The 21,592-nt window shown below is 56.7% G+C and carries 16 protein-coding genes and 2 tRNA genes; 8 read left to right on the top strand and 10 right to left on the bottom strand.

Annotation, left to right across the window (positions count from 1 at the left end; all coding sequences use genetic code 11):
- Nucleotides 1-35: 35 nt before the first annotated feature.
- The 6 genes from MLE19_RS14640 to MLE19_RS14615 form a co-directional block, all read right to left on the bottom strand.
- Nucleotides 36-111, bottom strand: a tRNA-Lys gene (locus MLE19_RS14640).
- Nucleotides 112-199: 88 nt separating this feature from the next.
- Nucleotides 200-275 (bottom strand) — tRNA-Lys (locus tag MLE19_RS14635).
- Between the two features lie 181 nt (nt 276-456).
- Nucleotides 457-1,332 (bottom strand): 23S rRNA pseudouridine(2605) synthase RluB, encoded by an 876-nt coding sequence (gene rluB / locus MLE19_RS14630; RefSeq protein WP_240718891.1) that lies wholly within the window; start codon nt 1,330-1,332, stop codon nt 457-459.
- Nucleotides 1,319-2,170, bottom strand: a complete 852-nt coding sequence (gene scpB, locus MLE19_RS14625; protein ID WP_240718890.1) for an SMC-Scp complex subunit ScpB — start codon at nt 2,168-2,170, stop codon at nt 1,319-1,321. Before scpB ends, rluB begins: the two co-directional genes overlap by 14 nt.
- Nucleotides 2,167-3,117 (bottom strand): segregation and condensation protein A, encoded by a 951-nt coding sequence (locus MLE19_RS14620; protein ID WP_240718889.1) that lies wholly within the window; start codon nt 3,115-3,117, stop codon nt 2,167-2,169. Before MLE19_RS14620 ends, scpB begins: the two co-directional genes overlap by 4 nt.
- Before the next feature lie 100 nt (nt 3,118-3,217).
- Nucleotides 3,218-4,984 (bottom strand): DEAD/DEAH box helicase, encoded by a 1,767-nt coding sequence (locus MLE19_RS14615; RefSeq protein ID WP_340163106.1) that lies wholly within the window; start codon nt 4,982-4,984, stop codon nt 3,218-3,220.
- A gap of 152 nt (nt 4,985-5,136) precedes the next feature.
- Between MLE19_RS14615 and MLE19_RS14610 the strand changes: the two genes are divergently transcribed.
- Nucleotides 5,137-5,376 (top strand): hypothetical protein, encoded by a 240-nt coding sequence (locus MLE19_RS14610; protein ID WP_240718888.1) that lies wholly within the window; start codon nt 5,137-5,139, stop codon nt 5,374-5,376.
- A gap of 93 nt (nt 5,377-5,469) precedes the next feature.
- Here the strand turns inward: MLE19_RS14610 and purL are convergent, their stop codons facing one another.
- A complete protein-coding gene (gene purL / locus MLE19_RS14605; protein WP_240718887.1) occupies nt 5,470-9,417 on the bottom strand; it encodes a phosphoribosylformylglycinamidine synthase in 3,948 nt (1,315 codons plus the stop codon).
- 184 nt (nt 9,418-9,601) lie between these two features.
- Between purL and mltF the strand changes: the two genes are divergently transcribed.
- A complete protein-coding gene (mltF, locus tag MLE19_RS14600; protein ID WP_240718886.1) occupies nt 9,602-11,065 on the top strand; it encodes a membrane-bound lytic murein transglycosylase MltF in 1,464 nt (487 codons plus the stop codon).
- A 13-nt stretch (nt 11,066-11,078) separates the two neighbouring features.
- On the opposite strand, the gene tadA is transcribed toward mltF, so the two are convergent.
- Nucleotides 11,079-11,573, bottom strand: coding sequence for a tRNA adenosine(34) deaminase TadA (gene tadA / locus MLE19_RS14595; protein WP_240718885.1), 495 nt, complete (start codon nt 11,571-11,573; stop codon nt 11,079-11,081).
- A 121-nt stretch (nt 11,574-11,694) separates the two neighbouring features.
- On the opposite strand from tadA, the gene MLE19_RS14590 reads away from it, so the two are divergent.
- Nucleotides 11,695-12,513 (top strand): acyl-CoA thioesterase, encoded by an 819-nt coding sequence (locus MLE19_RS14590; protein WP_240718884.1) that lies wholly within the window; start codon nt 11,695-11,697, stop codon nt 12,511-12,513.
- Between the two features lie 72 nt (nt 12,514-12,585).
- Here MLE19_RS14590 and MLE19_RS14585 read toward each other — a convergent pair whose 3' ends face one another.
- The gene (locus MLE19_RS14585) at nt 12,586-13,857 is read right to left on the bottom strand and encodes a malic enzyme-like NAD(P)-binding protein (RefSeq protein WP_240718883.1); all 1,272 of its coding nucleotides are present in this window, start codon (nt 13,855-13,857) and stop codon (nt 12,586-12,588) included.
- Nucleotides 13,858-14,186: 329 nt separating this feature from the next.
- Nucleotides 14,187-14,402, bottom strand: coding sequence for a 50S ribosomal protein L31 (gene rpmE, locus MLE19_RS14580; protein ID WP_146875607.1), 216 nt, complete (start codon nt 14,400-14,402; stop codon nt 14,187-14,189).
- A 219-nt stretch (nt 14,403-14,621) separates the two neighbouring features.
- Between rpmE and MLE19_RS14575 the strand changes: the two genes are divergently transcribed.
- The 5 genes from MLE19_RS14575 (at nt 14,622) to hslU (ending at nt 21,466) form a co-directional block, all read left to right on the top strand.
- Complete coding sequence (locus MLE19_RS14575) at nt 14,622-16,832, top strand: primosomal protein N' (RefSeq protein WP_240718924.1); 2,211 nt, start codon at nt 14,622-14,624, stop codon at nt 16,830-16,832.
- Between the two features lie 146 nt (nt 16,833-16,978).
- Nucleotides 16,979-18,664 (top strand): arginine--tRNA ligase, encoded by a 1,686-nt coding sequence (gene argS, locus MLE19_RS14570; protein ID WP_240718882.1) that lies wholly within the window; start codon nt 16,979-16,981, stop codon nt 18,662-18,664.
- 3 nt (nt 18,665-18,667) lie between these two features.
- Entirely contained in the window at nt 18,668-19,399 is a 732-nt protein-coding gene (locus MLE19_RS14565) for an SPOR domain-containing protein (RefSeq protein WP_240718881.1), read from the top strand.
- Nucleotides 19,400-19,558: 159 nt separating this feature from the next.
- Nucleotides 19,559-20,092: an ATP-dependent protease subunit HslV gene (hslV, locus tag MLE19_RS14560; RefSeq protein ID WP_008957546.1), complete on the top strand. Its 534-nt coding sequence runs from the start codon at nt 19,559-19,561 to the stop codon at nt 20,090-20,092.
- Nucleotides 20,093-20,143: 51 nt separating this feature from the next.
- On the top strand, nt 20,144-21,466 hold the full coding sequence (gene hslU / locus MLE19_RS14555) for an ATP-dependent protease ATPase subunit HslU (RefSeq protein ID WP_240718880.1): 1,323 nt from the start codon (nt 20,144-20,146) through the stop codon (nt 21,464-21,466).
- The last annotated feature ends 126 nt before the right edge of the window (nt 21,467-21,592 follow it).

Raw genomic sequence — 21,592 nt, 5'->3', positions numbered from 1 at the left:
CGCCCCTGGCAGCTAGCTGCCAGGGGCGTTGAATTTGGTGGGTCGTGCAGGATTCGAACCTGCGACCAATTGATTAAAAGTCAACTGCTCTACCAACTGAGCTAACGACCCAAATTGCGCTGCTACATCATACTATCTTCGTTCATAACCACCCGACGCCACTTGCTGTTCAAACATATCGTAAAAACAAAGGCTTCGATGGTGGGTCGTGCAGGATTCGAACCTGCGACCAATTGATTAAAAGTCAACTGCTCTACCAACTGAGCTAACGACCCGCCTGAACGGATGCATATCCTACGCTTACACTGCTTTGATAGCAAGTGCTTTTTAGCCTCGGATAGTAGAAATGAACCACAAACGTGCCTGACTTACTCATTTAAACAGAGTCAGACACGCTTATTTAACGACTGACTTCACGTCTCCATGCCGTTCGACACGGAGCTATCAAAGACGCGCTTAGCGAGCTTTGCTTTTCGGTTTACGCATTGCCTGAACCGGCTTGCGCTTATGTTTATCGCGGTTCCAACGGTTCTTCTCATCGGGCGTCAGCGCGGGCACTTTACGGGTTTCTAAGTTAGCCAGCGTGGCCAAGTCATCCACTTCATCCTGAGTAAGCTCGACCCATTCGCCTGCTTTTGCCCGCTTATCCAGGAAGATATTGCCGTAGCGTACACGTTTTAGGCGACTAACGGTGAGCGCTTGTGACTCCCAAAGACGACGCACTTCGCGGTTGCGACCTTCTAAAATCACCACGTGAAACCAGGTATTAATGCCCTCGCCACCAAACTCCTGCACGTCCGTAAAGCGTGCCGGGCCATCTTCCAGCATCACGCCATCGACCATGGCCAAGATATGCTCGCGCTTCACTTCACCCATCACGCGAACGGCGTACTCACGCTCCACCTGGGTGGAGGGGTGCATCAAACGGTTGGCCAACTCGCCATCCGTGGTAAACAGCAGCAAACCGCTGGTGTTGATATCCAGACGGCCAATGGCAATCCAGCGCTCACCTTTCAAGCGCGGCAAGCGTTCAAATACGGTGCGCCGACCTTCTGGGTCTTTGCGCGTGCACAACTCGCCTTCCGGCTTGTTGTACATAATCACCCGACGCGGCACTTCCTCTTCCGGGCGCAGTGATACCGGACGGTCATCGAAACTGACCTTGTCTCGTGCTTCAACGCGATCGCCCAGCTTGGCTACCTGGCTATTCACTTTAACGCGTCCGGCGGAAATGGCTGTTTCCATCTCACGCCGCGAGCCAAGACCGGCACGGGCCAAGACTTTTTGCAGCTTTTCGCTGGTAGGGGGCGTAGTGGTATTACTCTGATTCATGGTCGTCTGACCTCACATCGTTAGTCTGCGTGCCCTCGCGCTCATCTTGTTGGCGCTTGGCACGTGCCGCTAGCCGTGCCTGTAGATCAGCAAAGCTCAGCGGCTGGGTTAACGCCGTCTCGGCGTGCGTATCGGCAATGTCAGCCGACGTTATCTCATCTTTCTGGGGAGGCGCATCCTGCACCGTTTTATCCGTTTCGTCCAGTGCTTCATGGTCTGAATCGGGATCATTGACTCCCTGAATGCCAGCATCGTTCGTCATGCCCGTGTCTTCAGGTATTTCGCTTTCGTCCCAGCTCGCCAGGGTGTGCATCGGCGGCAACGCATCGAGGGTTTTTAAACCAAAATCGTCTAAAAAGCTGCGCGTAGTGGCGTACACCGCCGGTCGACCGGGCACATCACGATGACCGACTACGCGAATCCAGCCACGTTCCGCCAGAGTACGCATAATCGAGCTACTCACGCTGACCCCACGTACCTCTTCAATATCGCCTCGGGTGACCGGTTGACGGTAAGCAATCAAGGCCAGCGTTTCCAGCAGCGCCCGAGAGTAGCGCTGGGGGCGCTCATCCCATAGCCGCGAGACCCATTGCGATAGACGCGGGCGAATGCGTAGCTGATAGCCTGAGATCGTTTCCAATAACTCTAGCGCCCCAGCCGAATGGCGCAGCTGTAAGCGCTCAAGTACATCACGGAACTCCTTGCGCGTTGGGCATTCGCCTTCCAGAAAAAGAGTTTCCAAGCGCTCAAGGGGCAAGGGTTCGCCAGCGGCCAGGAGCGCTGCTTCAATAATGTCATCTAAAACAGTGTCATTTAACGCGTTGGCGGCGTTACTCATGGCGTCTCCTCTCCAGGCTCAAAAGCGGACTCGCCATAGGCATCATCTTCTATCTCGCCCTCCTCAAAAGCTCCTTCCTCGTCATCGGCCAGGGCGGCACGACGAGCACGTACGTGAATCGGCGAAAGCGGTGCATTCTGAACAATTTCAATCATGGCTTCTTTGGCCAGCTCTAAAATTGCCATAAAGGTCACGACCACGCCAGCCCGCCCTTCTTCTAGGGTGAACAGCGCTTCAAAGGGGGTATAGCGCTGATGCGCGTCATCAACGCTTAGCTGCTCCATAATCTTGAGCATGCGCTCGCGGGTAGATAGCACCTCACGACTAATCTGGTGGGCCTGCACCAGCTCGGCGCGCTTGAGGATATCGGAGAGCGCGCTGAGCAGCTCGTCCAGCTCTACCTCAGGATGAATCACGCGTGATTCCAGTGGAGGTAAACCCGCCTGCACGCTGAACCAGTCACGCCCCATGCGCGGCAGCGTATCCAGGGTCTCGGCTGCCTCTTTGAGGCGTTCGTACTCCTGGAGGCGTCGGATAAGCTCTGCGCGAGGATCCTCCTCATCGTCGCCCTCTGCTTTCGGCGGGCGCGGCAACAGCGTGCGCGACTTGATCTCAGCGAGCATGGCGGCCATCAACAGGTATTCCCCCGCCAGCTCAATCTCCATGGCCTTCATCAGCTCCACGTATTCGATGTACTGGTGGGTGATAGTGGCCACATTGATGGTCAGGATATCCAGGTTCTGACGCCGAATCAGGTATAGCAGTAAATCCAGGGGGCCTTCAAAGGTCTCCAGAAAGACGCGTAGTGCCTCGGGAGGAATATACAAATCCTCCGGCATTTCCGTAATCTGCTCATTAAACAGACGCCCAAACGAAACCGCCACTGGATCAGCGGGCTCGGAATCAGGTGTTTCTAAATCAACAGTAGCGCTTGGCGTCTCGCTCACGCGGGTCGGCTCTCTTGAGAAATGGGAATCGGCACAAGCGAACAGTTTAGCAAAGTCATCAGCATTCGCGTCGCTCTATTAGAAAGTCAGCACAAGCGTACTACCCCGCCTCCACTGCTTTGCGGTAGCGGCCAGCGTAATCAAACAGCTTGTCTCGGATTTGGAAATGGCGCCCCACTTTGCGGCCTACGACAAAATCAGGATGGCGCAGCCGACGCTGCTCGGCGACGACCTCCTCGGCGCTTAGCGGCTGCCATTTACCCCCTGGTGCACGCAGGTGATAGCGCAGAAAGGCAGCATAGAAGGCGCGCCGTTGAGCGGGGGTTTCCAGCGCGTACCACTCAGAGAGATGGGTGCCATCTTCGTCATGATAGGTGACTTTTAAGCGCGGCAGACCACGACCATTGGTGGTTGCTTCTAGTTGCATACCGCTTACGCGCAACACTTTGGCATCTTTCAGCTTAAGGGCATCTTTGAGCTTGTCATCCGCGTCCACCAACAGTTTGTCGCAGCCATGGCAGCGGCGGGCGGCGATATCGTTCTCGGCGCCACACGCCTCGCAAACTTTAAAACGGAACCGAAACTCACACTGGCGCCGCTTTCCTTCATCATCTTCAATCAGTCCTTGGCACCGGCGTCCAAAGTGCTCAATGACTAGATCGCCGTCGCGCTTGCCCCAGTAAAGATTGGCATGACCGCAGGCGGGGCATTCCACTTGCACCGGTTCGCTGTCGCTATCCGGCTTTGGTTCGCCCACTTCCGGCGCAAAGAGATCCCAGGGGTTACCGGCATAATCCAGAATCAGACAGTCGTTTTTCCCCGGCGATAGGCGCAGCCCTCTGCCCACCATCTGCTGATAGAGGCTCACCGATTCGGTAGGCCGCAAAATAGCGATCAAATCTACGTGGGGCGCATCGAAACCAGTGGTCAGCACCGCCACGTTAACTAGGTATTTAAGCTGCCGCGCTTTAAAGGCATCGATCAGCGCTGTGCGCTCCTGGGAAGGCGTTGCACCGGTAATTAACGCAGCCTCTGCCTTGGGCAAGTAGCCCATGATCTCTTCAGCGTGGGCCACAGTGGCGGCAAAAATCATCACGCCCTGGCGGTCGTGAGCGCGTTCGATAATTTGCCCGATGATGCCCGGCGTAGCACGGCTGCCCGCTACCACGCGGTTAAGCTCCTCCTCCTGAAACAGGCCGCTCGTTGACGGCCGTAGCGCTGAGAAGTCGTAGCCCTCAATAGCCATATCCAAGCGCTTGGGCTCGGCGAGATAGCCCTGTTTCACCATCAAGCGGAGGGGCTGTTCAAACACGCAGTCGCGGAAAAAGCTCTCTTCACTGCCACGCACCATACCGTGATGGTGGCGATAGTAGATAAAGCCCTGCCCCAGTCGGTAGGGGGTCGCCGTTAAGCCAAGAATTTTCAGCTGCGGATTGTGTTGGCGCAGATGTTCGATCACCTGGCGGTAGCTGGCATCCTCGCTGAGCGATACACGATGGCTTTCGTCGATCACCAGCAGGGTAAAATTGGCATCATTAAAACTCGCCAAGTTACGCACTACTGACTGCACCGAACCAAACACCACTTGGCGACTCGCTTCTTTGCGCTTTAAACCGGCACTAAAAATATCCGCTTCAAGGCCATAGGCTTGGTATTTGGCGTGGTTCTGCTCCACAAGCTCGCGCACATGGGCCAGCACCAACACCCGCCCTCTTGCCAAGCGCGCCAGCTCGGCAATCACCAGCGATTTACCGCTCCCGGTAGGCAGCACTACCAAAGCAGGATCGCTCGAGGCGCGAAAGTGCACCACCACGCGCTTTACCGCGTCCACCTGATAGGGGCGAAGCTGGGGCGTGGGCGAGGATATTTGAGAGGCGTTGGATGTCGGCAAATTAATTAGCCTGCTATTGAACTATTGCGACTTTCGTCGCATCTTAACAGTGAAGGTTTTCAAATCCACTTTTAATCTCCCGAGTCGTTATTGCGTCGTTCTGCGGGAGTTTAAGAAAGAGGTTCACCATGACAACGAATCATTTCAGCCCTGAATGCCCAGAATGCAGTAGCCGTCTAAAACGCTTGCCCGCTACACGGCGTGCTCAAGCCCACGTGTACTGCATGGATTGCGGGCATGATTTTGGTCGCTTCGAATACCTCGTGGAGCGCTATCGCTTAGAGCTTGAAACACTGGAGGCTAAGCTGGGGCTGCCGCCTGTGACAATAGACGAAACAGCAGAGAGTGCGCCCCAGCAGCACGCTTGAGCGCTGATTTTAGCGATTAACGGCGGCAAAAGCCGCCGTTAACGTTGAACGCTATCGTCAAATCAAGCGCATTACCTGGACGCATTGCCTAAATTAGTTGAGCCAAACCCGAGCGTTGCGGAATAGGCGCAGCCAAGCGCCATCTTCCGTCCACTCCGCCGGACGCCAAGAGTTAGTGACCGCCCGAGCCACACGCTCAGGGTGCGGCATCATGATCGTCACTCGGCCATCGGGGGTGGTTAGGCCGGTAATGCCCGAGGGCGAACCGTTAGGGTTAGCCGGGTAACGCGTCGTCACCTGGCCGTAGTTGTCGATGTAGCGCATGGCAATTTGACTGCTCGACTGCATGCTACGCAGATGGGCGCTGTCACGGAACGCCGCCTGCCCCTCACCATGAGCAACCGCAATGGGCAGCTTGGAGCCTTCCATGCCGGCAAGCAGAATCGAAGGACTCTTCTCAACCCTCACCATAGAGACCCGCGCTTCAAACTGCTCAGACTCATTGCGTACAAAGGTCGGCCAATTTTCAGCCCCAGGAATTAACGATTTTAACTGCGAGAGCATCTGACAGCCGTTACATACCCCCAGCGAGAAACTATCGTCACGGGCGAAGAACGCCGCAAACTGCTCCTGGGCGCGCTCGTTAAACAGCACTGATTTTGCCCAGCCGCCCCCGGCGCCCAGCACATCGCCATAAGAGAAGCCACCGCAGGCGACAAGGCCTTTGAACTCATCAAGCGAAACACGCCCTTCGAGGATGTCGCTCATATGCACATCGACTGCCTCAAACCCGGCTTTATCGAAGGCCCAGGCCATTTCTACCTGGCCATTGACGCCCTGCTCGCGCAGGACGGCCATGGCTGGCTTGGCGGTGTTGACATAGGGCGCGCTAATATCGTCGTTGATATCAAAGGTTGGCGCTGCAGAGAGGCCCGGATCGCGACTATCAAGCAGATTGTCGAACTCATTCTTGGCACACTCGGGGTTATCCCGCAGCGCCTGCATGCGGTAACTGGTTTCAGCCCAGGTGCGCTGGGTAAGTAGACGCGTGGTTTCCAGTAGCGGCTCTTCAAACAGCGTCACGCGTACTTGGTCATCATAACGGGGGCGAGCAATGACGCCGCACGTTTCGATACCGGCAACGGCAAACTGCGCCAGCACTTCTTCCGTGTGTTGGCGATTGACCTGAATGACCGCGCCTAGCTCTTCCGAGAACAGCGCATTAAGCGCTTCTACCGGCTCATCAATCATCCAGTCGAGCTTGATTTCAAGCCCGGCGTGGGCGGCGAAAGCCATTTCCAGCAGCGTCACCAGCAGGCCACCATCACTGCGATCATGATAAGCCAACACTTTACCGTCACGGTTAAGACCCTGAATGACCTCGAAGAACGCTTTAATATCTTCCGGGTCGTCTACATCAGGGCAGTCATTACCCACTTGGCCGTACACTTGCGCCAAGGCTGAGCCACCCAAGCGATTTTGACCGCTGCCTAGGTCAATCAGAATCAGATCCGATTCGTCTTGATCCAAGTTGATCTGCGGCGTTAGCGTCGCCAATGCATTAGTAACAGGTGCAAAGCCGGTGACGACCAGAGACAGCGGCGACGTTACGCTCTTGTCTTCACTTTCCCCTTGGTCATTATCATCAACCCAGGCGGTGCGCATCGACATGGAGTCTTTGCCCACCGGAATAGCAATACCCAGCGCCGGGCACATCTCCATACCTACCGCATAAACAGCGTCATACAGCGCTTGGTTCTCACCCGGATGTTCAGCCGCACTCATCCAGTTAGCGGAGAGCTTGATATCGCTGAGCTTGGCGATTGGCGCAGCCGCCAGATTGGTAATCGCTTCGGCGACGGCCAAGCGGGCGCTGGCGGCGGGGTTGATCAACGCCACCGGCGGACGCTCACCCATCGCCATGGCTTCACCGGCATGGGTATCAAAACTAGCGGTCGTTACGGCGACATCGGCTACCGGCACCTGCCAGGGGCCGACCATCTGGTCCCGGGCCACTTGGCCTGTAATTGAGCGGTCACCAATAGTGATCAGAAAATTTTTGGAGGCCACAGTGGGGAGCCGTAGCACGCGATCAAGCGCTTCGCGCAGGTCGAGATTGTCGAGCATCATGCCGGAAAGTTCAGGATCGTGACGCTCAAATTCGCGCTGCATTTTGGGTGCTTTACCGAACAGCACACTCATCGGCAAATCGACAGGCTTACTGTCAAAGTGGCCGTCACGGACTTCAAGGTGATGCGCTTCCAACGCTTCACCGACCACCGCATAAGGGCAGCGTTCACGCTTACAAAGCGCGTCAAAGGTGTCTAAATCCTCTGGCGCGACGGCAAGTACGTAGCGCTCCTGGGCTTCGTTACACCAGATCTCCAGCGGGCTCATGCCCGGCTCGGCATTGGGCACCGCGCGCAGATCAAAGCGGCCACCACGGTTGCCGTCTTTAACAAGCTCGGGCAACGCGTTGGAAAGTCCGCCCGCGCCGACATCGTGAATAAAGCGAATGGGGTTGTGGTCGCCCATTGCCCAGCAGCGGTCAATCACTTCCTGGGCGCGACGTTCGATTTCAGGGTTTTCACGCTGAACCGAGGCAAAATCCAAATCAGCGCTGGAGGTGCCGGACGCCATGCTGGATGCAGCGCCACCGCCCAAGCCAATCAGCATCGCCGGGCCGCCCATGACGATCAGCTTGCCGCCGACGGGGATATCGCCCTTCTGAACATGGTGCGCACGAATATTGCCGTATCCGCCGGCGAGCATAATCGGCTTATGGAAGCCGCGCCGCTCGATACCGCCCTCGTTAAGCGACTCCTGCTCGTAGGTGCGGAAGTAGCCGGTTAAGTTAGGGCGACCAAATTCATTATTAAACGCCGCGCCGCCAATCGGGCCGTCGAGCATGATGTTAAGCGCTGACTGCATGCGCTCGGGCTTACCGTAATCAAACGCCTCCCAGGGCTGCACAAACTCAGGAATGCGCAGGTTAGATACGGTATAGCCCGAAAGACCTGCTTTAGGTTTACCGCCGATCCCCGTCGCACCCTCATCGCGAATTTCACCGCCGGAGCCGGTCGCGGCACCCGGGAAAGGGGCAATGGCGGTTGGGTGGTTATGCGTCTCCACCTTCATCAGGATATGAATGGGCTCCTGATGAGTGGCATAGAGCGCGCGTTCGTCGTCAGCCCCGGTTAGCGGTGTAGCAAAAAAGCGCCCGGCCTGACTGCCTTTAATGACGGCGGCATTATCGCTATAGGCCGAAAGAACATTATCGGGCGATGACGCAAACGTATTCTTGATCATCTTAAACAGCGAATGATTTTGCGCTTCGCCGTCGATAACCCAATCCGCGTTGAAGATTTTGTGACGGCAGTGCTCAGAGTTAGCTTGGGCGAACATCATCAGTTCAACGTCGCTGGGGTTACGCCCCAACTCATTGAAGGCGTCGACAAGATAGTCGATTTCATCCTCTGCCAACGCCAGCCCCAGCGCTTGGTTGGCGGTAGCCAGCGCGTCTCGGCCACCTTCGAGAATATCCACACTGCCCAGCGGTGCTGGATCATGTTGGGCAAAAAGTTTAGCGGCGTCTGAGACATCCGTCAGCACCGTTTCGGTCATACGATCATGCAGCAGTGCCGCCAGCGCGTTCAGGCTCTCGTCATCCGGCGTGGCGGTGAAGCTTACCCGGTAATCGATACCGCGCTCGATGCGGCTAATGTCGCGTAACCCGCAGTTATGGGCGATATCAGTCGCTTTTGACGACCAGGGTGACTGAGTACCCAAGCGCGGCACCACCAAAAAACGCTGGGCGTTCTCGGGAACCTCCACGCTGGTATGAGTGCCATAGTCGAGTAGCTGTGCTAAACGCTCGCGGGAGGCGTCCTCCAGTGTTTGACGATCATTGGTGTGAGCATCGACAAAATGAACATAGTGGGCAGACAGCGCTTCCACTTCGGGCACACGTTCACGCAGCACCGTTAACAGCCGAGCATGACGGAAGGCAGAAAGGGCGGGCGCGCCTCGCAGTTCGAGCATATCCTGAAGCCTCTAGAGCAGGGAAATTCGAGCAGGGAAATCACCGGGCCGCTGTGCGACCATGCTTTTATGGTGCCTAAAAACGCCTATGATACTGGAAACCAGCCGCCACACGAAATCAACAAGGTGACAGCATGACCGTGTCTGGGTATCGTGGCAGCTTGTTTCATGCCGACAAGACGCCATGCTGACGTTGATTTGCCGACATTTTATAGCCCGTGCCAGCGCTTATTATGCGTTAACTGCCATTATGCTGTTAGCCATGGTACCGACTCTTTCCCTCGTCCCCCCAGGCGAGCATTTGACGCATATCAGTGCAAAAGACTTTATTACCGTTCACACCCGCAACACCCCCACCACCTATTACGAAGGCCGCCAAGGCCCTACCGGCTTTGAGTACGAGCTGATGCACCGCTTTGCTGACTACTTGGGGGTAAGCCTTAATCTTGACGCCAGCCATCACCCCGAAAGTGTGCTGCCAGCGGTACGTGACAAAGGCGATCTCGGTGCAGCAGCACTCCCACTACTGCCCGATAGCCCCGGCATCCACTACACTCGCCCGATTATTCAAATGCAGCCGCTGGTGGTGTACCGCCGCGGACTTAACGGCATTAAAGCGCCGAGTGATCTGGTCGGCTTAGAACTGGGCACGCTCAGTGAAGCCGGGACGGATCAAGCGCTGCGCGATCTTCAACGCCGTCATCCCACCTTGAGTTGGAAAGAGTCACACGAGCTTGAAGTTGCTGAGTTGCTTGCACGGGTGGAGAACGGCACGCTGGATGCCGCCGTTATTTTTGAGCATCAATTCCGTTTAAACCGGCTGTTTTTCCCCAACGTCGAGCGTGGTTTCATACTCGGCGATCCGCTCTCCATGGCGTGGGCAGTGCCCAGTGGTCGAGGCCTGGGGTTACTGGAAGCCGCTAATCGCTTCCTGCAAGACCTACAAGAAAGCGGCACGCTCAATCGGCTCGTCAGCCGCTATTTTGGCCATGACGACTACTTAGAGTATGTCGGCACCCGCACCTTTCTTGACCACCTTGATGCACGCCTGCCCCGTTACACGGAACTGTTCCAGCAGTCCGCCCGTGAAACAGAGTTTGACTGGAAGCTACTGGCGGCGGTGGGGTATCAGGAGTCTCACTGGGATCCGGACGCTGTCTCGCCGACAGGCGTGCGAGGCTTGATGATGCTGACCAACCCCACGGCGGGTGAGATGGGCGTTGCTGACCGTACCGATCCCGCACAGAGCATTGATGGCGGTGCCCGCTATTTACGCAGCATTAAAGACCGCTTACCGGAAAGCATTACCGGCGATGACCGCCTGTTTATGGCCATGGCGGCCTACAACGTCGGCCTTGGCCATTTATACGACGCTCGCAAGATTGCGGAAATGCGCGGCGGCGACCCCGACAGTTGGGAAGATGTACGCGCTGCACTACCACTGCTACAGCAGCGCGAATGGCATAGCCAGACGCGTCACGGCTATGCCCGTGGCGGCGAACCGGTGATTTACGTGCGCAACATCCGCCGTTATTACGAAATGATCGAGTATGTAGAGCGCAGTCGCCAGCAGTTTTTTCAACTAGAACAAACACCTGTCAACGATGATCCGCTACTGCTGTTTGAGCTTGTACCGCCGCTTAATTAAAGGTCAGTCCAACTTACTCACTAGCCCTGTTTGTGGGCAACGGCTCACCTGGCTGCGCGCGCCGGGCGGCAAAAAAACCCTTCAGCAGTTTTTGCGAGGCTGCGGCTAGCACGCCACCGGTTACTATGATCTGATGATTGAACCACGGCTGTGACAGCAGGTTAGCCTTTGACTCCACCATGCCCGCCCGAGGTTCGGCGGCACCGTAAACCAGGCGGGCTAAGCGGGCATGAATCATCGTGCCTGCACACATCATGCAGGGCTCCAGAGTGACAAACAGCGTACAGCCCTCAAGGCGGTAGTTGCCCTGGTGCTTACCCGCCTCACGCAGTGCGCGCACTTCCGCGTGGCCGCTGGGGTCACAGCTGGCCACTGGCGCATTGCACCCTGCACCAATAATATTACCCTGCGCGTCAACGACTACCGCGCCCACCGGCACCTCGCCCGCTGCGGCAGCCAGGTGGGCTTGGTCAAGCGCCCGGTACATGTAAAATTCATCGCTGCGCATAAACGTAAACTCCGCTAAGGTAGCTGATAGCTAAACGATCGTATGAAAAGGGCAGCCCGCCGCCGTGGTAGTCCATTTTCAACGACAGCATTCGATAGAGACAGCCGCAAGGATACCGAGAATGACAGACGCGCTGAACAAACTGGTAGCGTTACTGGAGTTGGAAACGCTGGAAGAGACGCTATTTCGTGGCCAGAGCCAGGATCTAGGCTTTCCTCAGCTCTACGGTGGCCAAGTGCTCGGCCAGGCGCTAGCGGCAGCCGCACGCACTGTGCCAGATGAGCGTCGCCCTCACTCTCAACACGGTTACTTCCTGCGCCCTGGCGACCCCCATCGCCCCGTTGTCTATCAGGTAGATACCATTCGCGATGGCGGCAGCTTTACCACCCGCCGCGTCACCGCCATCCAAAAAGGTCGGCCGATCTTTTTCTGTAGCGCCTCCTTTCAGAGCGAAGAGGCAAGCTTTAGCCACCAACGCGCCATGCCAGAGGTGCTTGCACCGGAAGCGTTAATCGAAAGCGGCGATGCCAAACATGACCGCTTTCCTGGCCACCCCATTGAGTTTTTGCATCTAACGGGCAATCCCGACAGCGGCACACCTGCGGGTCAGTGCTTATGGTTTCGCCTTTCAGGCACCCTTCCGGACGATCCGGCCCTGCACCGTCACCTGCTCTCTTACGCCTCTGACTTCAACTTGCTGACCACCAGCCTGATTCCTCACAGCATTGAATATCGCGACCCCAAGCTACGCATCGCCAGCCTAGACCACGCGCTGTGGCTCCACCAGGACACCCGCCTGGACGACTGGCTGCTCTACGTTATCGACTCGCCATGGGCAGGCGGCGCTCGCGGGCTGGCGCGGGGGCATATCTACAGCCGTGACGGTCGATTAGTGGCTTCTACTGCTCAGGAAGGGCTAACGCGTTACTCACAAGACTAATTAGAGAGCCTCTTAAACACTTACGCCCGCTAAGAAGCGGGCGTAAGTAATGACCAGAGCTCAGTGAGTGGCTTAGCCGCCGTAAACGTCGTTAATTGACGTTAGCGGATAGTGCGCAGGATACGGTTTACGCGCTACGCCAGAATCAACCGCGGCTTGAGCCACCGCTGAGGTGACCCTCGCCAACAGGCGAATATCGACAGGCGTGGGAATAATGTACTCGCGACCAAAACTCATCTCGGTACGCTCGTAGGCGTTCAGCACTTCCTGGGGTACCGGCTCGCGGGCCAGATCTTTGAGCGCGTGCACGGCAGCCAGCTTCATCTCTTCATTAATGCGCGTGGCACGCACATCCAAAGCACCCCGAAAGATAAACGGGAAGCCCAGCACGTTGTTAACCTGGTTCGGGAAGTCCGAACGGCCAGTGGCCATAATCACATCCGGACGCGCTTCACGAGCAACGTCAGGGTGAATTTCCGGATCCGGATTGGTGCAGGCGAAAATCACCGGATCGGGTGCCATTTTCTTCACTTGGTCGGCGGACAGCAGCCCAGGGCCTGATAAGCCGATAAAGACATCGGCGTTATCGATGGCATCATCCAGGGTACGCATTTCAGTATCGCGGGCGAATTCAGCCTTGTATTCGTTAATGCCTTCACGGTCGGCGTGAATAACACCGCGACGATCAAGCATTACCAAATTGTCTTTACTGGCACCGCAAGAGACCAGCAGCCGCATGCAGGCAATCGCCGCCGCCCCTGCGCCCATGCAGACAATCTTAACGTCTTCGATTTTTTTGCCGGCGATATCCAGCGCATTGAGCATACCTGCCGCCGTTACAATCGCGGTGCCGTGCTGATCATCATGAAACACCGGGATGCTGCAGCGCTCAATCAGGGCTTTTTCAATTTCAAAGCACTCAGGCGCCTTGATATCTTCAAGGTTGATGCCGCCCCAGGTATCGGCAATGCGCGCAACGGTATCGATAAATGCCTGCGGGCTTTCCGCATCCACTTCGATATCAACCGAGTTGAGGCCGGCAAAGCACTTAAACAGCACGCCTTTGCCTTCCATTACTGGCTTACTCGCCAGTGGGCCCAGATTGCCTAGGCCAAGGATAGCGCTGCCGTCGGTAATAACGGCGACCAGATTACCCTTGCCGGTATAGCGGTAGGCATTTTCCGCATCCCTGGCGATTTCAAGCACTGGCTCAGCCACGCCTGGGCTATACGCCAGCGCCAAATCCCGTGCGGTTGCAGTGGGCTTGGTCAACTCTACCGACAGCTTGCCGGGAATTGGTTTCGCGTGATAATCCAAAGCAGCCTGCTTATTTGCATCCGTCATGGTCAGAGTCCAGTTAACATAAAGTAGATAAGTCTTTTCAGAATATAGAAAAAACCTATGCGTCTCAAGCGCGTCGTCAACTCATATAAAAACGCTCGTTTAACTGAATTTTACCTTCACATTCGCCGCATTTCGTATGATTTTTGCTGAAAATTACCAAAAACCGCTTTAGCCGTAATGCTTTGCAAATTGCTGTGGCGCAGCATTTATGAAAATTTTTTCCACAAATGCCATTGAGTTAGTTTTAGCTGAACAACAAAAAACCCACGCCGTGGCGTGGGTTTTGCACAAACACATGGCGTGCTTGCGATGTGGCTATCCAGTATGGCTTAGCCGCGCTTAACAGCTGCGCCGAAACGCTTGTTGAAGCGCTCTACGCGGCCACCAGTGGTCGCTTGCTTCTGCTTACCAGTGTAGAACGGGTGGCAGTTGGAGCACACGTCCAGAGAGAAGTCCTGACCAGAGGTAGAACCAACCTGGAAATTAGCGCCGCAAGAACAGCTAGCGGTGACCGTGTTGTAATTCGGGTGAATACCTTGTCTCATTTCGAGCCTCACGAAGCTATATGCCGCCACCTGATCTAGCGCCAGGCACCGCATACGGGTTTGGAAAAACTACTAACCGGTTAGACGCTCTTTCGTTACGATAGTTCTTAAATGTCGTTCTTAAAGACAGGTCGTTAAGATTGAGCGGTCGCGTATTCTAGCAAAACTAACGCCGGAGGCCAATTGCCTGATTCTGTTTCTTCACGGGTAGCTTCCCAAATGCCAACACCAGTACTCAAAATAGCGCTGCCTTCACCACTTCGCCGCCTGTTCGACTACCTGCCATGCACCACGAGCCCTGTCTGCGGCTGGCAGCCGGGTCTGAGAGTGCGGGTGCCCTTTGGGCGGCGTGAAGTCGTCGGCGTAATAGTGGAGCTTGCCGATCACAGCGACCTGCCGCGCAGCCAACTGCGTGCAGTCAGCGAAACGCTTGACGACGCTCCACTCCCAGAAGACTGGCTCTGGTTATGCCGATTTGCCGCTCGCTACTATCAGCACAGCCTGGGTGACACCCTTCACCACGCCATGCCCGCGCGGCTACGCCAGGGTCACGCCATGGCAGGTCGCACCCAAACCCTGTGGCTCGCCCAGGGTGATGGTAAACAAGGGACTCTTAGTCGAGCGCCCAAGCAAGCAGAGCTGCATGCACTGCTGCGCCAACACCCCCATGGGTTACCCAGTCGTGCGGTAAACGCCCATGGTTTTGCCCGCGACCAGCTACTGGCGCTTGAGAAGAAAGGCTTGGCCACCAGTCAGGAACATATTCTAACGGCCCCTTCAGCGCCAAGCGGCAATTTACTAGCGACCCCCGCACTCCCCCTCAACCGCGAACAGGCCACGGCGCTGGCTATGCTGCATGAAAAACTCGATAGCTATCACCCCTGCCTGCTGGAAGGCGTTACGGGTAGCGGTAAAACGGAAGTCTACCTGCAACTGATTGAAGCTATCGCCGCTAAAGGCAAGCAGTCGCTGGTACTGGTGCCGGAAATTGGCCTAACACCGCAAACCCTCGCCCGCTTTAGGAGCCGCTTTCGCGTTCCGGTGGTGGCGCTGCACTCGGGCCTTACTGACCCCGAGCGTCTAGACGTGTGGGAAGCCGCTGCCAGTGGTCGTGCGCTGATTATTATCGGCACTCGTTCGGCGATTTTCACGCCGCTGGCCAACCCCGGTGCGATCATTGTCGATGAAGAACACGACGGCTCCTACAAACAGCACGATGGCTTACGCTACCACGCCCGCGACTTGGCCGTGGCCCGCGCTCACTACCATAAAATTCCGCTGCTGATGGGCAGTGCCACGCCTTCTTTAGAGAGTCTTCATCAAGCGCTCAGCGGTGCTTATCGCCATCTTCGCCTGACCCAGCGGCCCAGCCGCCACCCACCAGCCAAGTTGGAACTGATTGATTTACGCCACCAGCATCGTCAGGGCGGCCTGCTCCCCGGTGCGATCAAGGCGATTAAAAGCACCTTAAGCGCTGGCAAACAGGTGCTGATTTTTATCAACCGCCGCGGCTTTGCGCCAACGCTTGCCTGCCACGCCTGCGGCTGGATGGCCGAGTGCGGCCAGTGCGACGCCCGCATGACACTGCATCGCCAGCCACCGCTGCTAGCTTGTCATCACTGTGATAGTCGCCGCGCTCTGCCGGACGCCTGCCCCGAGTGCGGCAGCGGCGACTTACGCGCGCTGGGTAGCGGCACGGAACGTACTGAAGAGACGCTACAAACGCTGTTTCCGAAAACCACCATTTACCGCATTGACCGTGACAGCACGCGGCGAAAGGATAGCTTTGAGCAAGTGCTAAAAGAGATTCAGCGCGGCGAGCCGTGTGTGCTGGTTGGTACTCAGATGCTCGCCAAGGGGCACCACCTGCCCCACGTGACCTTGGTGGTGGTCATCAATGCCGACGGTGGGCTGTATGCAGCGGATTTTCGCGCGCTCGAGCATAGCGCACAGTTACTCGAACAGGTGGCGGGGCGTGCGGGGCGTGCCGCCCACCCAGGCAGAGTGCTGGTTCAAACGCTACACCCCGATGACCCGCATCTAGGCCAGTTGGCGGAGCACGGTTACGGGGCGCTGGCGCGCAACATGCTGGAAGAGCGGCGCATCGCCCAACTGCCCCCGTTCTGCTTTATGGCGTTACTGCGGATTGAAAGTCCCAAAGAGGATGCGGCCCTAGCCATGGCGCAACAGGCTGCTCAAGCTCTACGTCAATGGCTCAAAGCGTCAGGCGTTTCGACCCGCTGCCTGGGGCCGGTGCCTGCACCGATGGAAAGACGTCAAAATCGCTACCATTTACATGTCATGCTGGCGGCAGATAAGCGAAGCCAGCTTCACCCTGCCGTCAGTTGGCTCGTGCAGTGGCTGGAAGCGAATCGTGAGGCACGCAAGGTGCGCTGGTCGATCGATATCGATCCACAAACGCTCTCCTAAGCCCTCCTAAACGCTCTCCTAAATAGGGGCTTCCCATTACGCGGCTTTGAAACTGCGGCTCAATTGCTGATAATAGCCGCCTTATTGACGCACCTATATTGATGCGCGTTAGCACACGCCGCCAACGACGACACCCGGATACCTACATGAACGACACTATAGTTTCTCTGCTCGAAGGCGCGGTTACCGCGCTCAAGCACCAAGGCGTGCTGCCGAACGACCTTCAACCCACGATTAAAGTGGACCCCACCAAAGACAAAGCACATGGCGATTACGCCACCAATCTGGCGCTTATGTTGGCCAAACCCGCCGGTAAAAATCCGCGCGAACTGGCCAATATGCTGGTCGCCGCGCTTCCCGAAAGCGACGCCATTCAAAAAACTGACATTGCAGGCCCCGGCTTTATTAACTTTTTCGCTGCCGCCGATGCCGCAGCGCAAATCGTAGCCCAAGTGCTCGACTGCGGCGACACCTTTGGCCGCAGCCTGATAGGCAAAGGCGAAAAAGTGCAGGTGGAGTTCGTTTCCGCCAACCCAACTGGCCCGCTCCATGTTGGCCACGGCCGTGGGGCTGCCATTGGTGACTGTTTATGCCGCTTGCTTGAAGCCACCGGCTATGATGTGACCCGCGAGTTTTACTACAACGATGCAGGCGCCCAGATCGCCAACCTCGCCCGCTCGGTACAAGCGCGGGTAAAAGGCTTGGGCCCTGATGATGAAAGCTGGCCGGAAGACGGCTATCGCGGTGAGTACATTGTGGATGTGGCCAACGACTACTTGGCGGGTAAAACGGTAAGCGCCGATGACCGCGAAGTTACCGCCAAAAAGGATCCTGACGATTTAGACGCTATTCAAGAGTTCGCCGTCGCTTGGCTACGCCGCGAGCAGGATCTGGATCTTAAAGCGTTCGGCGTTGAGTTCGATGTTTACTTCCTAGAGTCCTCTCTTTATGAAGACGGCAAAGTAGACGCCACCGTTGAGACGCTGGTAAACGCAGGTCACACTTATGAGGATGACGGTGCCATGTGGCTGCGCACCACCGATTTTGGTGACGACAAGGATCGCGTGATGCGCAAGCGCGATGGCGGTTACACCTACTTCCTGCCTGATGTGGCCTATCATCTGGACAAGTGGCAGCGCGGCTTCAAAACCGTGATTAACGAGCAGGGCGCCGACCACCACTCCACCGTCACCCGCGTTCGCGCCGGTTTACAGGCATTGGAAGTCGGCATTCCCAAAGGCTGGCCCGACTACGTGCTCCACCAGATGGTGATGGTCACCCGCTCCGGCGTTGAGGTAAAACTCTCTAAGCGCGCCGGTAGCTATGTCACCGTTCGCGACTTGATCGACGAAGTGGGGCGCGATGCCACGCGCTTCTTTCTTGCCGCGCGCCGCGCCGACTCTCAGCTTACCTTTGATATCGACTTAGCCCGCTCACAGTCGAACGACAATCCGGTGTACTACATTCAGTACGCTCACGCGCGGGTATGCAGCATGCTGCGCAAAGCCCAAGACGCTGATCAGCCGTTCGACCACCCATTAGCACTGGCCAACCTAGCGCTGCTGGATAGCGACCAGGAGAAAGCCGTTCTTAATCGCTTGGCACGCTTCCCTGAAGTGGTTGAAACCGCCGCCAGAAACCGTGAACCACAGCAGGTTGCCCAGTATCTGCTCGATCTTTCCGGCGATTTCCACACCTGCTACAACGCCGTCAAAGTAATGGTCGAGGACGACACCCTACGCAATACCCGCCTGGCGCTGGGACTTGCTACCCGTCAAGTGCTGCGCAATGGGCTTGATTTAATGGGGGTTAGCGCCCCAGAGGAGATGTAATTCATGGCTACCCCGCGTAAAAAGCCCGCCCGCCGCGGGGCCACCTCGCAGCGCAAATCAGCCCGTAGTTCTGGCGGTGGTTTCCGCCTTCCTGGCTGGCTGTGGGGCCTTGCTGGCATGGCTGCAGGCTTTTTCTTGGCTCAGCACCAGCACGGTACCGCCCCCTGGCAAGAGCAGCCGAGTGCAACGCCTCAAGCCACGGTGCTACCCAAGCCGGATGGCAGTGAAGAGCGCGCCGCCGCTCGGGAAACCGAAGATGCTGCCGAACCCTCAATGCCAACATTTGAGTTTTATACTCTGCTGCCTGAAACCGAGGTCATTGCTCCCGGCGTCACGCTACCTTCCAGCGTGGTTCGCCCAGAGGCTGCCGAGCAGGCCACTGATAGCGACGCAGCCCCGGCCACAGGCGATGACCCTATCGCCCAGGTCATTGCGGCCAACACCCGGCCTGAGGATCAGGTCTCCGCAGCCCAGGAGAATGAAGCGGCTACCAACACGCCAGGGCGCTATATGCTTCAGGCTGCCTCGTTTCGCGAGGTTGGCGACGCCGAGCAGTTGCGCGGCCGGCTGCGCAATCTAAGCCTGCTGGCAGAAATCAGCGAAGTACAGGCGGATGGCAATACCTGGCACCGCGTTCAAGTGGGGCCTTACGAAGATACCCGCGAGTTGAACCGCGCTCAGGATTTGATGAATACCCAAGGTATCGAGCCACTGCTGATCCAACTGCAAAACTAATAATCCCATCTGGAATACCCTGCGGGCGGTTGATTTTTTATCAGCCGCCCGCATTTTGTTGTGAACGCTTACACAATGGTCGCTGCTAGAAGCAGTATGTTAAAGAGCAAGTGACCAGCCAGTCATCGGGAGCACGCCTCCCACCAAGGAGTTATCTCCATGACCACTATTGTCTCCGTTCGTCGTGGTAACCAAGTCGCCCTCGCTGGCGACGGTCAAGTGTCGCTGGGCAATACCGTAATGAAAGGTAACGCCAGCAAAGTACGCCGCCTCTATCGCGGCAAAGTCCTCGCCGGGTTTGCTGGAGGCACTGCGGATGCGTTCACTCTGTTTGAGCGCTTTGAAGCGCAGTTGGAAAAATACCAAGGCCATTTAACCAAAGCAGCGGTCGAGCTCGCCAAAGATTGGCGCACTGACCGGGCATTGCGCCGTTTAGAAGCACTGCTGGCCGTGGCCGACCATAGCGCCTCGCTGATCATTACCGGTAACGGTGACGTGGTCGAGCCTGAGCGCGGCATTATTGCGATTGGCTCTGGTGGCAACTTCGCCCAGGCCAGCGCCCGAGCGCTGTTAGAAAATACCGAGCTTTCGGCGCGTGAAATTACTGAGAAATCGCTGGCGATCGCTGGTGATATTTGTGTGTTTACCAATCATCACGTGACGCTCGAAGAGCTGTCGATTGACGGTCGCTAATCAACGTACGCGACTCTCAAACGCCGCTCACTGCCCACAAAGGTTACTTATATGACTCAGATGACACCCCGCGAAATCGTTCACGCGCTTGATCAGTACATTATCGGCCAGCAGGATGCTAAACGCGCCGTTGCCATCGCGCTGCGTAACCGCTGGCGCCGTATGCAGCTGGATGACGACCTACGCCCTGAAGTGACGCCCAAGAATATTCTGATGATTGGCCCTACCGGTGTGGGTAAAACGGAAATTGCCCGGCGCCTAGCCAAGCTGGCCAAAGCACCGTTTATCAAAGTCGAAGCGACCAAGTTCACCGAGGTCGGCTACGTTGGCCGCGACGTTGAGTCGATTATTCGCGACTTGATGGAAGCGGCGATTAAGATGGTGCGCGAACAGGCCAAAGAAGAAGTAGGCAACCGCGCCGCCGATGCCGCCGAAGATCGGGTACTGGATGCCCTACTGCCGCCTCCCCGTGGCCAGGAAGACAAGCCACGCGAAGAAGGCAGCACTCGCCAGTCCTTCCGTAAAAAGTTACGCGAAGGCCAACTGGACGATAAAGAGATTGATATCGAAATCTCCTCTCACGGCCAAGGCATCGACATCATGACTCCGCCGGGCATGGAAGAGATGACCAGCCAACTGCAGAGCATGTTTTCCAACATGGGCCAGCAGAAGCGTGAGAATCGCCGCGTGACGGTGAAAGAGGCGCTGGTTCTGCTGCGCGATGAAGAAGCCGGCAAGCTGGTCAACGAGGAAGAGATCAAGGCTCGCGCGGTCTACTCGGTCGAGCAGCACGGTATCGTGTTCCTGGATGAGATCGATAAAGTTGCCAAGGGCAGCGGTCAATCCAGCGGTGGCGAAGTCTCCCGTGAGGGCGTTCAGCGCGACCTACTGCCACTGATTGAAGGCTCTACCGTGTCAACCAAGTACGGCATGGTCAAAACCGATCATATTCTGTTTATTGCCTCCGGCGCCTTCCACCTTTCGCGCCCGTCAGATCTGATTCCTGAGTTGCAGGGTCGTTTACCGATTCGTGTGGAGCTTGATGCCCTCACGCCCAACGACTTTAAACGCATTCTAACTGAGCCCTCTGCCTCGCTAACCAAGCAGTATCAAGCACTGCTGGCGACTGAAGGCCTTGATGTGGAGTTTACTCCCGACGGTATCGAGCGTATCGCGCAGATCTCCTGGCAGGTCAACGAAGGAACTGAAAATATCGGCGCCCGTCGCCTACACACAGTGATGGAGCGTCTGCTCGAAGAAGCCTCTTTCAGAGGCGGCGACATGGAGAGCCCGCTTATCATTGACGGCGACTATGTCAATGCACAGCTTGGCGAACTGGCGGTCGACGAAGACCTGTCGCGGTATATTTTATAAGCTGCGCCTGCCGTTTTTATCAGCGCCTGCCGTTTTTAAAAGCATAGGTGTAGCCAGCAACAGCAAGCCCGCTCTTCGCGGGCTTGCTGTTATCATATTTAGCCATGGACTCTTAGCCATGAGGTC

The organism is Vreelandella neptunia (assembly GCF_022489065.1).
Lineage (GTDB): Bacteria > Pseudomonadota > Gammaproteobacteria > Pseudomonadales > Halomonadaceae > Vreelandella > Vreelandella neptunia_A.
The sequence above is the reverse complement of the archived record's forward strand: the minus strand, read 5'-3'. Positions and strand labels throughout refer to the sequence as shown.